Genomic DNA, 13,103 nt, shown 5'->3' with positions numbered 1-13,103 from the left:
AAGGGGTTCATATCCGGGGGTATCACCCGGTACGACCCGTACCTTGCCATATGTAAAAAACTGCCTGTGGCAATTCCGGTTTCCGTACCGTGATGCGCTGTTATTGATGTCAGCGTCTGAAGTAATTCCATTACGTCTGTATTGCGACGGCAGAAAGATAACTTGTCATACAGCTTCAAAAGTTGAGTGATATCACAAAAGTGTCGATCAGCTCACTCCAAGGGGGTAGGGGCTTTCAAGCCAGAACTGGCGCGGGATGCGGCTTTGTTTTAAACACAATATTAACAATAAAAGTGTGGTTTTTGTGACGAATACCACAAAAATCCACTCGGCCTCCAGAAATTGGTGTGATAACTTTATTTGCATTATGCGCAAGCATCGAACTGCTATGAACAGAGGAACCCTACAATGGCCCAGTTTATGACTGAAGATTTTCTGCTTGATACCGAATTTGCCCGCCGTTTGTATCATGAGTTTGCAGCCGACCAGCCTATTTTCGACTATCACTGCCACTTACAGCCACAGCAAGTCGCTGAAGATTACCGCTTCAAAAACCTGTATGACATCTGGTTAAAAGGTGATCACTACAAGTGGCGCGGCATGCGTGCTAACGGTGTGGAGGAGCGTCTGTGTACAGGTGATGCGTCTGACCGCGAGAAGTTCGATGCCTGGGCTGCAACTGTTCCGCACACTATCGGTAACCCGCTGTATCACTGGACTCACCTCGAACTGCGTCGTCCATTCGGCATCACTGGCAAACTGTTGTCTCCAACAACTGCTGATGAAATCTGGAACGAATGTAATGAGTTGCTGGCTCAGGACAACTTCTCTGCGCGCGGCATCATGAAGCAGATGAACGTGAAAATGGTCGGTACGACTGATGACCCAATTGACGATCTGCGTTTCCACCGCCAAATCGCGCTCGATGCGTTTGAAACCAAAGTGCTGCCAAGCTGGCGCCCGGATAAAGCGTTCAACATTGAACAAGCTACTTTTGCTGAATACATGGGCAAACTGGCTGAAGTGTCTGATACCGACATTCGTCGTTTCTCCGATCTGCAAACTGCACTGAACAAGCGTCTGGATCACTTTGCTGAACACGGTTGTAAAGTTTCCGACCACGCACTGGACGTTGTTCTGTTTGCAGAAGCAGATGAAGCGACTCTGGACGGCATTCTGGCTCGTCGTCTTTCCGGTGAAACCCCAAGCGAGCACGAAGTTGCACAGTTCAAAACTGCGGTTCTGGTTTGGCTGGCTGCGGAATATACCCGTCGCGGTTGGGTTCAGCAGTACCACATTGGTGCGCTGCGTAATAACAACCTGCGCCAGTTCAAACTGCTGGGACCTGATGTGGGCTTTGACTCCATCAACGACCGTCCAATGGCTGAAGAACTTTCTCGCCTGCTCAGCAAGCAAAACGAAAACAACGAACTGCCAAAAACAATTCTGTATTGCCTGAACCCACGCGATAACGAAGTGCTGGGCACCATGATTGGCAACTTCCAGGGCGAAGGTATGCCAGGAAAAATGCAGTTTGGTTCAGGTTGGTGGTTCAACGACCAGAAAGATGGCATGGAGCGTCAAATGACGCAGCTGGCGCAACTGGGTCTGTTAAGCCGTTTCGTTGGCATGCTGACTGACAGCCGTAGCTTCCTGTCATACACCCGCCACGAATACTTCCGTCGCATCCTGTGCCAGATGATTGGCCGTTGGGTTGAAGCGGGCGAAGCTCCAGCTGATATCAAGCTGCTGGGCCAAATGGTGGAAAACATCTGCTTTAACAACGCCCGAGACTACTTTGGCATTGAACTGAACTAATCAGGCTCTGAGGTTGATATGCAATACATTAAGATCCATACGCAAGATAACGTCGCTGTTGCGTTAGTGGACCTGGCTGAAGGTGAAGTGGTTACCGTTGAAGGTGTAGAGGTGACTCTGCGCCAGCCGGTGCTTCGTGGCCATAAATTTGCGCTGGTTACCATTGCGCAAGGTGAGAACGTCGTTAAATACGGTTTACCAATTGGCCATGCTTTGGCGACGATTGAAGCCGGCGAGCACATTCACTCACACAATACGCGTACGAATCTGAACGATCTGGATGAGTATAGCTATCAACCTGATTTCCAGTCTCTGGCAAGCCAGGCTGCAGACCGCGATGTGAGCGTTTACCGTCGTGAAAACGGCTCAGTAGGCGTGCGTAATGAGTTGTGGATCCTGCCAACCGTGGGCTGTGTAAACGGCATCGCGCGTCAGATCCAGAACCGTTTCCTGAAACAGAACAACGACGCCGAAGATATCGACGGCGTGTTCCTGTTCAGCCATCCGTTCGGTTGTTCGCAGTTGGGTGAAGATCACGTTAACACCCGCACCATGCTGCAAAACATGGTGCATCACCCAAATGCGGGTGCGGTACTGGTGATTGGTCTCGGTTGTGAAAACAACCAGGTGAGCGCCTTCCGTGAAACGCTGGGTGAGTTCGATGAGTCCCGCGTGAAGTTTATGGTTTGCCAGCAGCAGGATGACGAAGTGGAAGCAGGGCTTGAGCAACTTCAGGCCCTGTACGAAGTGATGCGTAACGACAAGCGTGAACCAGGCAAAATCAGCGAGCTGAAGTTTGGCCTGGAGTGCGGCGGTTCAGACGGTTTGTCCGGTATTACGGCGAACCCAATGCTCGGTCGTTTCTCCGACTATATGGTGGCTAACGGCGGCACCACTGTGCTGACAGAAGTCCCGGAAATGTTTGGCGCAGAACGCATCCTGATGAGCCACTGCCGCGATGAAGCAACGTTTGAAAAAACCGTCACCATGGTGAACGACTTCAAACAATACTTCATCGAACACAACCAGCCGATCTACGAGAACCCATCACCAGGGAACAAAGCTGGCGGTATCACCACGCTCGAAGAAAAATCCCTCGGCTGTACGCAAAAAGCCGGTGAGAGCGAAGTTGTCGATGTGCTGCGTTATGGCGAGCGCCTGAAAACGCCTGGCCTGAACTTGTTAAGTGCGCCTGGTAACGATGCGGTTGCTACCAGTGCACTGGCTGGCGCAGGTTGCCATATGGTGCTGTTCAGCACCGGTCGTGGCACACCATACGGCGGTTTTGTGCCAACAGTTAAAATCGCAACCAACAGTGAGCTGGCTACTAAAAAGCCGCACTGGATTGATTTTGACGCAGGCAAACTGCTGCACGGCAGCGATATGAATACACTGCTGACAGAGTTTATCGACACTATTGTTGATATCGCTAACGGCAAGAAAACCTGCAACGAGCGTAATGATTTCCGCGAGTTGGCCATCTTTAAAAGTGGCGTCACGTTGTAAGTAGCGTTTCAGGTGCTACCATGAAACGGCATTTTGATATTCGAAATGCCGTTTTTTTTCGCCTCGTTTTTACTCACAAGGATTTGTCATGACCGCGTATTGGGTTGCCCAGGGCGTCGGGGTTCTCGCCTTTGTGGTTGGTATTACCACGTTCATTAACCGCGACGAGCGGCGCTTCAAGCTACAACTGGCGGGTTACAGCGCCATCATCGGTATTCACTTCTTCCTGATGGGTGCAAGCCCGGCGGGTATGAGCGCCGAACTTAACGCAATCCGTACCGTTATCTCCCTGCGTACCCGCAGCCTGTGGGTGATGAGCATTTTCATTGCCTTAACGCTGGGCCTGGGGCTGGCTAAATTTAACCATGCGATGGAGCTGCTACCGATTGCCGGAACCGTGGCTAGTACCTGGGCATTATTTCGCTGCAAAGGGCTGACCACTCGCTGCGTAATGTGGTGCTCCACGGCTTGTTGGGTGACACATAATTTCTGGCTAGGGTCGATTGGCGGAACGTTAATCGAAGGGAGTTTTCTGGTGATGAACGGCCTGAATATTATTCGCTTCTGGCGGATGCAAAGGCGGGGCATTGACCCGTTTAAGGTCGAAAAAGAGGTTCAACAACAAGAGGGATAACTCCCCGCCTCGAAGGGCAGGGAGCTTTGAGAATTAACCGCGTAACGGATTATTGTCTGCCAGACGTGCATCTTCGGCCTGGCAAGCCGCAGCTGTAAACAGCACATCGGTAGAGGAGTTCAGTGCGGTTTCGCAAGAATCCTGCAACACGCCGATGATAAAGCCGACTGCGACGACCTGCATGGCAATCTCATTCGGAATACCGAACATGCCGCATGCCAGTGGGATAAGCAGCAGCGAACCGCCCGCCACACCAGACGCCCCGCAAGCACACAGTGACGCCACCACGCTAAGCAGCAGCGCGGTTGGTAAATCAACCGGCACACCCAGGGTATTCACCGCCGCCAGCGTCAGCACGGTAATGGTGATTGCCGCGCCAGCCATGTTGATGGTTGCGCCCAGTGGGATTGAAACGGAATAAGTATCGCGATCCAGATTCAGCTTCTCGCACAGCGCCATGTTCACCGGAATGTTGGCCGCAGAACTACGGGTAAAGAAGGCGGTTACGCCACTTTCACGCAGGCAGGCGAACACCAGCGGGTACGGGTTGCGACGAATTTTGATGAACACCAGCAGCGGGTTAATAACCAGCGCCACGCCGAACATACAGCCAACCAGCACCAGCAGCAGTTGCGCGTAGCTCCACAATGTCTCGAAGCCGGTAGTTGCCAGCGTTGATGCCACCAGGCCGAAGATACCAATCGGCGCAAAACGAATCACTACGCGCACGATGAACGTCACCGCGTCGGACACATCGTTAATCAGGTTTTTGGTGCTTTCGTTACCGTGGCGCAGAGCAAAGCCCAGGCCCACAGCCCAAACCAGAATCCCGATGTAGTTCGCTTTCAGCAATGCATCAATGGGGTTGGAAACCATGCTCATCAGCAGGCCGCGCAACACTTCTACAATGCCTGACGGCGGAGTGATATCAGTCGCACCAGTGACCAGGTGCAGCGTGGAAGGGAATGCAAAACTGACCACGACAGCAGTCAATGCAGCGGTGAACGTACCCAGAAGGTAGAGCACCAGAATCGGACGGATGCTGGTTTTCTGGCCGTGCTTATGATTGGCGATAGACGCCATCACCAGCATCAGAACCAGCACTGGTGCGACAGCTTTCAGTGCCCCAACGAATAATGTCCCGAGCAGACCGACAGCGATTGCTGCCGGTTTCGAAATTGCCGCTAGTGCGATACCCAGCACCAGTCCGATCAGAATTTGTTTGACCAGACTGCCCTGTGCCAGGCGTTGTAGTAAACCCGGAGATTGTATAGACATGAATAACCTTCCTGTGTTGTATGTCGTCCCATCCTGTGTCGGTACTCTGAGGTACTTTTTTGACCGGATGTAAAGAAATGTGTTTGCCTGGTCGAGTATAAGGAAATGTCGCAGGGTAGTAAGTAGTAATCACTGATTATTTCGGTACAGGCTAGATTTTATAACTAAATATTAACAAATATGTGACATTAGCAACACTTCATGCAGTTGGCGCTATAAAAAGAAAAACCCCGCCATAGACGGGGTTTGAAGGGTTTCGTAGGTCGGATAAGCGATAGCGCCATCTGACAAAAATCTTACTTCGCGAGCTTTTTCTGATCGTTACGGTAGTTCACGATAGCGTTAAGAATCAGAGTGAACGCCAGAATACCGCCCACCACGCCAAGCGAAATTGCGATTGGGATGTGGTAGAAATCGACAATCATCATCTTCACGCCGATAAACACCAGAATCACCGACAAACCGTACTTCAGCATGCTGAAGCGTTCTGCCACGCCTGCCAACAGGAAATACATCGCGCGCAGGCCGAGGATGGCAAACAGGTTCGACGTCAGCACGATGAACGGGTCGGTCGTCACAGCGAAAATAGCCGGGATACTGTCGACCGCGAAAATCACGTCGCTCAACTCAACCAGAATCAGCACCAGCAGCAGTGGTGTGGCGAACAAAATACCGTTCTTACGAATAAAGAAGTGCTCGCCTTCGATTTTATCCGTCATGCGCAGGTGGCTACGAATCCAACGTACCAGCGGTTTATCGCCAATGCCGCCTTCATCTTCTTTCGCCAGCGCCATCTTGATACCGGTGAACAGCAGGAACGCACCGAACACGTACAGCAGCCATTCGAACTGGGATATCAGCCAGCTGCCTGCGAATATCATAATGGTACGCAGCACAATCGCGCCCAGCACACCGTAGACCAACACACGGCGCTGCAAAGCCGCAGGCACGGCGAAGTAGCTGAACAGCATCAGCCAGACGAAGACGTTATCCACCGCCAGCGCTTTTTCAATCAGATAACCGGTAAGGAAGGCGAGAGCTTGCGTATCCGCCACTTCACGGCCTGTTGTCCCGGTGAGATACCACCAGAAGGCTGCGTTAAACAGCAGCGAAAGCGAAACCCAGACCAGGGACCAGACGGCCGCCTGCTTCATGGACATGGTGTGCGAGCCTTTACGCCCCTGAAGAAGGAGGTCGATAGCCAGCATGATGACGACCACGACGGCAAAACCGCCCCACAGTAATGGAGTGCCGACACTATTCATAAAAATTATTCCTATAAAAACAAAAACGGCCAACGTCGGAAGACGCCAGCCGCTAATGCTTGCAACAGGGATCTCGCCTTCCGGCAAGGTCTCACTTACAACACGGAATGGTTTTTTGTATAAAAAGCCATTCGTATTGCTCGGTAACCGGGTGCTTTCACACCGTAATGACGATTAACCGACAATGAAGTTACTCCCCTTTGCGGGTAACAAAATATTACGGATGCTACAATCCGTCAACATGCTGATACCCGGCTTTTACATACCTTTACGCCGGTTGCTGAGTAGAGACATCATCCGCCGGGAATTTCACGCCCGTTTGTGTGCGAATCTCCGTACTCAGTAATGCTGTGGAGCGTGAGGTGATCAACCCTGGATGGTTAACTTCGTTGTCATTGACCAGACGAGCAAAGACTTCGGCTTCATAAAGCATAGTATTAATATGCTGTGGCAGCGTCAGATCCTGTGGTTTGCCGCCGCGTGGAATAAAGGTAATGCGCTGGCATTCAGAAATCTTCTCGATAACTAACGAACCGGCTTCGCCCTGAATCTCGCTTGGAATGGTTGAATCGCTCACTTTTGAATGCAGCAGATTCACATCAAAATCACCGTAATTCATCTGCACCGAACCGTGCGCATCGACACCGCTTTCCAGCAGACTGGCAGTTGCGCGCACCGAATACGGCTCGCCCCACAGCGCCACCGCCGATGCCAGCGTGTAAAAACCGATATCCATAATCGAGCCGTTTGAGAATGCTGGATTAAAGGTATTTGGATTCTCACCATCGAGATAACGCTGATAGCGCGAAGAGTACTGGCAATAGTTGAGCAGCACTTTGCGGATCTTGCCCACTTTCGGCAACGCCTGTTGCAGCGCGATAAAGTTCGGCAGACTGGCGGTTTTGAAGGCCTCGAACAGCACGACCTGATTTTCACGCGCGCAGGCAATCGCTGCTTCCACTTCACGCAAATTAGACGCCAGCGGCTTCTCGCAAATCACATGTTTTTTATGGCTGAGGAACAGTAACGTTTGCGGGGAGTGCAGGGAGTTCGGGCTTGCGATATAAACCGCATCAATGGCATCACTCTTTGCCATCGCATTCAGATCGGTAAACAGATGTTCCACCGGATAGTCACTAGCAAAACTTTGCGCCTGTTCCAGCGAGCGGGAGTAGACCGCGGTGAGTTTATATTTGCCACTTTCGTGGGCAGCATCGACGAACTGACGGGTGATCCAGTTAGTTCCAATAACAGCGAGGCGTATCATAAACGGGTGCTATCTCCGAAGGCGGGGTGTGTTTGAAAGACTATCACGATGTATTGGGAAAACCAGTGGTGGGAACTGCAGATTTTGTTGGCTTTTAGTGCCGTGATTAAGCCTGTGCGAAGGCTTATGAGTACAACCAACTGATGATGCGCTGGTTTTTTCAGCACTTAGAAGGTAAAAGGTATAATGGGGCTTGCAAGGTGATGAGCTACAGGTATAATCCACAACGTTTTCCGCATACCTCTTCGTGCCGAAGTGGCGAAATCGGTAGACGCAGTTGATTCAAAATCAACCGTTGAAAGACGTGCCGGTTCGAGTCCGGCCTTCGGCACCATATGTATGTAAATAGACCTCAACTGAGGTCTTTTTTTATGCCTAAAATCCAGCATTTACCTACCTTTCTCGCTATATTAACTCTCTCAAGGTCAACCGACTTCAACGTACATCTACCAACACATGTTGGTACAGATGATGGTATTTCCGGTTCGATAATGCTTGTACCAACAGGGAGGGGATAAGCATGGCTCTAACAGATATCAAAGTCAGAACAGCCAAGCCAACGGATAAGCAATACAAACTGACCGATGGCAACGGTATGCATCTTCTCGTCCACCCCAATGGTTCAAGATACTGGCGTCTGCAGTACCGCTTTGGCGGGAAGCAAAAGATGCTGGCTTTAGGCGTATATCCTGATGTGTCTCTTGCAGATGCCAGAGCGCGTCGTGATGATGCTCGTAAGCTTTTGGCAAACGGTATCGACCCGGGAGACAAAAAGAAAAATGATAAGGTTGAACAGGAAGAAGCGCGCACTTTTGAGGAGCTTGCTGTTGAGTGGCACGCCACAAATAAAAAGTGGTCGGAAGAGCATAGTCGTCGAGTGCTGAAAAGCCTGGAGGACAACCTGTTTCCAGCCATTGGCAAACGTAATATAGCCGAGCTAAAAACTCGGGACCTGTTAGCTCCTATTAAAGCTGTAGAACAGTCGGGGCGACTTGAAGTGGCTTCCCGGCTACAACAGCGAACAACTGCAATTATGCGTTATGCCGTTCAGAGCGGTTTGCTTGACTATAATCCTGCGCAGGAGATGGTGGGTGCCGTTGCTTCAAGTAACAGACAGCATCGAGCAGCTCTTGAACTGAAACGTATCCCCGAGCTTCTTCAACGAATTGACAGCTATACCGGTAGGCCTTTAACTCGCCTTGCCGTTGAGCTAACCCTCCTTGTCTTTATTCGTTCCAGTGAACTGCGTTTTGCCCGTTGGTCAGAGATCGATTTCGAAACATCTATGTGGACGATTCCAGCCGAGCGTGAAGCTATCGAAGGAGTAAAGCACTCGCAGCGTGGCTCAAAAATGCGCACGCCCCATCTGGTGCCGCTTTCTCGACAGGCATTAAATATCCTGGAGCAGATAAAGACGTTCAGTGGTGATCATGAACTGATCTTTATTGGTGATCATAACCCTCGTAAACCGATGAGTGAGAACACGGTAAACAAATCTCTGCGAGTGATGGGTTATGACACTAAGGTTGAAGTCTGCGGCCATGGCTTCAGGACGATGGCGTGTAGTTCACTGATTGAATCGGGATTGTGGTCGAGGGATGCGGTGGAACGGCAGATGAGCCATATGGAGCGTAACTCTGTGCGAGCGGCGTATATTCACAAAGCCGAGCATCTGGATGAGCGCAGGCTAATGCTACAGTGGTGGGCTGATTTTCTTGATGCGAACCGGGAGAAGGCGGTTAGTCCGTTTGATTTTGGTAAGATACGCAGGTGAAGGGATTGAATATATTGTAAATCTGCGGCCTGAGCTGCTAGGCCGCTACAAAGTTAATGCCGGGTACCTATGGTGGAAAAATGGGCAAACAATAACCGCAAAGTGTATGCCGGAATCAGTACTGGATTCAAAAAAGCTATGTGGCCAAGTCGATTGTTCAGTAAAACCTAATACTGTATATTGCAGTACATTTGCAGGCATTCTACGGGAGTGTGACATGGCTAATACCAAAACCGCGACGCTTACCATCCGGCTAGATCCTGGATTGAAGGACGCGCTGCGAGCTGCCGCACAAGTGGAACATCGTTCAATCGCTAACATGATAGAAATGCTGATCCGTGAGCATTGCGTGAAAAATGATATAGCCATCGAGCAGTCCAAGAAATCGGATCAACGTGGGGAACGTTAAACATGATCAAGACAGTGAAGCAGGCGTGTCGTTTTAATCCTGTTATTAAGGATTACAGAATGAGCCAGGGAATTGAGAATCTGGCTGATCTGATAAACGATGCAGGCGATGGCAAAGAATTCTTTTCAAGAAACTATGTTACTCACGGTATGGAGCAACTTTTCCGAGAAGGTATGCTTCGCCTATCTGGTAAGTCAGACCAAGCAGTTTTCGAGCTCACCCAGGCTATGGGGGGTGGTAAAACCCACATGATGATTGCGCTAGGCTTGCTTGCAAAAAATACACATTTACGTCCCGAGGTCTTATCTGCTGATCTTAATAAGCGCTTAGACTTTGGTAATGCAAGAATTGCTGCGTTCAATGGTCGAAATAATCCTGACAATTATATCTGGGGGGATATTGCCACCCAGCTTGGTGAGTCAGAGAAAATCAAACAGCATTGGATTAATGGTCCTAAAGCTGTTGACCAACAAAAGTGGAAAGAGATTATTGGCAGCACTCCCACGTTGATAATGATTGATGAGTTGCCGCCATATCTTGATAACGCAAGTACTCAGTTATACGGTTCTGGCACGCTTGCCAACATGGTGGTGTACAGCCTTAGTACCTTGATGAGTGCTGCATTAGAACTACCAAACTGCTGTATTGTCATTGCCAACTTGTCTGGTAGTTATGATGCCCAGACCAAGACACTTAAAGAAGCAATTTCAAACCTGCAGCAAGAAACTCGCAGACAATCGATGACCATTACGCCGGTACAGCTATCGGGTAATGAAATCTATGAAATCCTTAAAAAGAGATTGATTGATGAGCTGCCAGATGAGCAAACCATCAATGAAGTTGCTGAGGAATATGCCCAACAAATCAAAAAGGCAGAGGACGGAGGATACATTGTTGCAGCAAGTATCGAACAAATTGCTGAACAAATTAGAGAGACCTACCCTTTCCATCCATCGTTTAAACACTTGGTAGCTCTGTTTAAAGAAAACGAGGGGTTCAGGCAGACTCGCGGCTTGATGCAGTTTACTGCTCGCTTATTAAAAAGTGTTGAGCAACGCCAGGTTGATGATGTTTTCCTTGTCGGCACGCAGCACCTGGACCTTAATGACGAGCAAGTGAATGATGAAATTGAACGAATTTCACCAAAACTAATTCCAGCTGTCACCAGAGATATTGCTGACAAAGGCGACGCTATTGCCGAGAATATCGATAACGAACTCAGTAACGATGCGGCCAGCCAATTAATGACGTTGCTGCTTGCATCATCATTGTCTCGTGCCGTAGGGGGGCGTATTGGTCTGTCGGAAAGTGAAGTAATTGAATTCTTAGCCGCGCCGTATCGTAAAGCTGATGAGTTCCTTGATGCACTACAAAAACTACGGGAACAAGCTTGGTATCTACACCGTGAAGATCAGCGTTTCTATATCAAAGAAACAGAAAATCTTTCACGCCAGATCGAGCGTAATGCTAAGGAATTGCCGCAGCTAAAAATTGATCAGGCTCTAATTAATAGGCTAAAAGGAATCCTTCATCCTAACCGTCGTAACGTCTATCAGGAAGTTCAGATTCTCCCTCGCATGGATGAGCTCAAACTAAGTGGGCCTCGTGTCCTTATAGTGATTAAGCCAGATGGCAAAGTACCGCCGAGCGAACTCACTAATTTCTTTGAGTTTCAGCAGGAAAAAAACAACTTACTTGTGCTTACCGGACAGGACAGCATCATGGCTGATGCTGTAGAAGACCGCCTACGTGAGCTTTATGCCATCGAACAAATTACCAAACGCCTGAAGGCCGGCGATACCTTATATGAGGAAGCTCGCGATAGGTTAGAAGAAGCTGAGGGGCGTTTTATCAAAGCCTTGTCTGCAGCTTATAATACAATCCTATTTCCTGGTATCGATGGGATCGATGGTTCTGAGCGTTTGCTCAAAGTCACAATTGATCATGGATTAAAAGTTGGGGAAGGTGATCAATCTGCTGAAGCGCAAATTGAAAAATTGATGGCAGATCCAAGAGCTAATTATAAATTAGCTTCCGATTTGGAAAAGGATTTCACTCAGTTTTTTGCTATGGCGGAGTCAGAGCTTTGGCCTTCTGGTGCTAGCAACCGCCGCACCCCATGGAAGGATGTCGTCAATCGTGCCAAATGTAATTCAGGCTGGCCATGGATGCCAGGCGGTAGTGGTATGGATACCCTCAGGGCCGCAGCTCTCAAGCAAGGGCGTTGGAGAATGGGGGAGGATGGCTATATAGAAAAAGGTCCATTCCCGAAAGAAAAAACTAGTGTTAACGTCACGTTAGCAGGCACTAGCCCAGAAAGCGGAGAGTCATTGATCTCTTTGACTCCGAGAAACGCGGGCGAAAGTCCAGTTATCTATTTCTCGACTAAACCAGAAGTACTGGATACTGATCCAAAAGTTGATGATTTGGAAAATTTTAGTACGAGGGAAGGTACCCTTTATTTTAAAGTTGTCGATCCAACCGGAAAGTATGAGTGTGGCCCCGCAACGCGCTGGGTGGCAGATCTAAAAATCAGACATCAAATCGAACCTTCCGCAGATAAACGAAAGGTCACTTTGCAGTGTACGCCGAAATCCGAGATGTACTACACCATAGACGGCTCAAATCCGAAAGATGGGCAACCATATATCGCTCCGTTTGAAGTTGGCTCTAATGCTGCTCGCTTGTTGGTTTACGCAAAATCAGGTGAAGCAACCAAAACAGCAGACTTCCCGATACAGCATAGCGGCGACAAAACTGTTCAGATAGATGACACCAAGCCTGCGAGTTTAATCAGTGGAAAGCGTGTACCGCTCGATACAACAGAAAAGGTCTTCAAGGTGCTAACCCGCTTTAAAGACCAAGCGAACACACGCTTTAAAGGTGTTCGCATTGAGATTGGTGAAGGAGAGAACACCGTTGGTGTTCGCTTTGGAGAGCGTCATATCACGGCCGCGATGATCGAGGCGACTATAAATAGCCTGCGGGATGTATTGAACGAAGCTAATGCTAATGTCTCGATTGCTGTAAGAGAGGGTATCGATTTTGAAAATGGCTTTGAAGCCAAAGAGTTCGCCAAGTTAGTTGGTATTGAGTTGAAACCTGGTGACATTGCTCAAGAAGAGTAGTCCCCAAAAACAGAGACTAGATAT

The 13,103-nt window shown here is 49.4% G+C and carries 9 protein-coding genes and 1 tRNA gene; 7 read left to right on the top strand and 3 right to left on the bottom strand.

The features are described from left to right. The first annotated feature begins 408 nt into the window (after positions 1-408). The 3 genes from uxaC (at position 409) to LVQ77_RS12960 (ending at position 3,958) form a co-directional block, all read left to right on the top strand. Positions 409-1,818, top strand: coding sequence for a glucuronate isomerase (gene uxaC, locus LVQ77_RS12970; protein WP_232865615.1), 1,410 nt, complete (start codon positions 409-411; stop codon positions 1,816-1,818). Between the two features lie 18 nt (positions 1,819-1,836). Next, entirely contained in the window at positions 1,837-3,324 is a 1,488-nt protein-coding gene (locus LVQ77_RS12965; RefSeq protein WP_232865614.1) for a UxaA family hydrolase, read from the top strand. An 88-nt stretch (positions 3,325-3,412) separates the two neighbouring features. Further along, positions 3,413-3,958, top strand: coding sequence for a YgjV family protein (locus LVQ77_RS12960; protein WP_064515943.1), 546 nt, complete (start codon positions 3,413-3,415; stop codon positions 3,956-3,958). Positions 3,959-3,991: 33 nt separating this feature from the next. Here the strand turns inward: LVQ77_RS12960 and sstT are convergent, their stop codons facing one another. The 3 genes from sstT to LVQ77_RS12945 form a co-directional block, all read right to left on the bottom strand. Beyond that, a complete protein-coding gene (sstT, locus tag LVQ77_RS12955) occupies positions 3,992-5,236 on the bottom strand; it encodes a serine/threonine transporter SstT (RefSeq protein ID WP_232865613.1) in 1,245 nt (414 codons plus the stop codon). Between the two features lie 296 nt (positions 5,237-5,532). After that, a complete protein-coding gene (locus tag LVQ77_RS12950) occupies positions 5,533-6,501 on the bottom strand; it encodes a TerC family protein (RefSeq protein WP_232904630.1) in 969 nt (322 codons plus the stop codon). Positions 6,502-6,769: 268 nt separating this feature from the next. Continuing rightward, complete coding sequence (locus LVQ77_RS12945) at positions 6,770-7,768, bottom strand: Gfo/Idh/MocA family protein (RefSeq protein ID WP_232865611.1); 999 nt, start codon at positions 7,766-7,768, stop codon at positions 6,770-6,772. A 249-nt stretch (positions 7,769-8,017) separates the two neighbouring features. Here LVQ77_RS12945 and LVQ77_RS12940 point away from each other — a divergent pair. The 4 genes from LVQ77_RS12940 (at position 8,018) to LVQ77_RS12925 (ending at position 13,079) form a co-directional block, all read left to right on the top strand. Further along, positions 8,018-8,102: transfer RNA gene (locus LVQ77_RS12940), tRNA-Leu, on the top strand. A gap of 186 nt (positions 8,103-8,288) precedes the next feature. After that, entirely contained in the window at positions 8,289-9,542 is a 1,254-nt protein-coding gene (locus LVQ77_RS12935; protein ID WP_232904629.1) for a tyrosine-type recombinase/integrase, read from the top strand. Positions 9,543-9,759: 217 nt separating this feature from the next. Continuing rightward, entirely contained in the window at positions 9,760-9,951 is a 192-nt protein-coding gene (locus tag LVQ77_RS12930; RefSeq protein WP_232904628.1) for a type II toxin-antitoxin system antitoxin, read from the top strand. A gap of 2 nt (positions 9,952-9,953) precedes the next feature. Continuing rightward, complete coding sequence (locus LVQ77_RS12925; RefSeq protein ID WP_232904627.1) at positions 9,954-13,079, top strand: anti-phage-associated DUF499 domain-containing protein; 3,126 nt, start codon at positions 9,954-9,956, stop codon at positions 13,077-13,079. Positions 13,080-13,103 lie beyond the last annotated feature (24 nt).

Source organism: Buttiauxella cochleicola (assembly GCF_021282435.1).
GTDB lineage: Bacteria > Pseudomonadota > Gammaproteobacteria > Enterobacterales > Enterobacteriaceae > Buttiauxella > Buttiauxella massiliensis.
The sequence above is the reverse complement of the archived record's forward strand: the minus strand, read 5'-3'. Positions and strand labels throughout refer to the sequence as shown.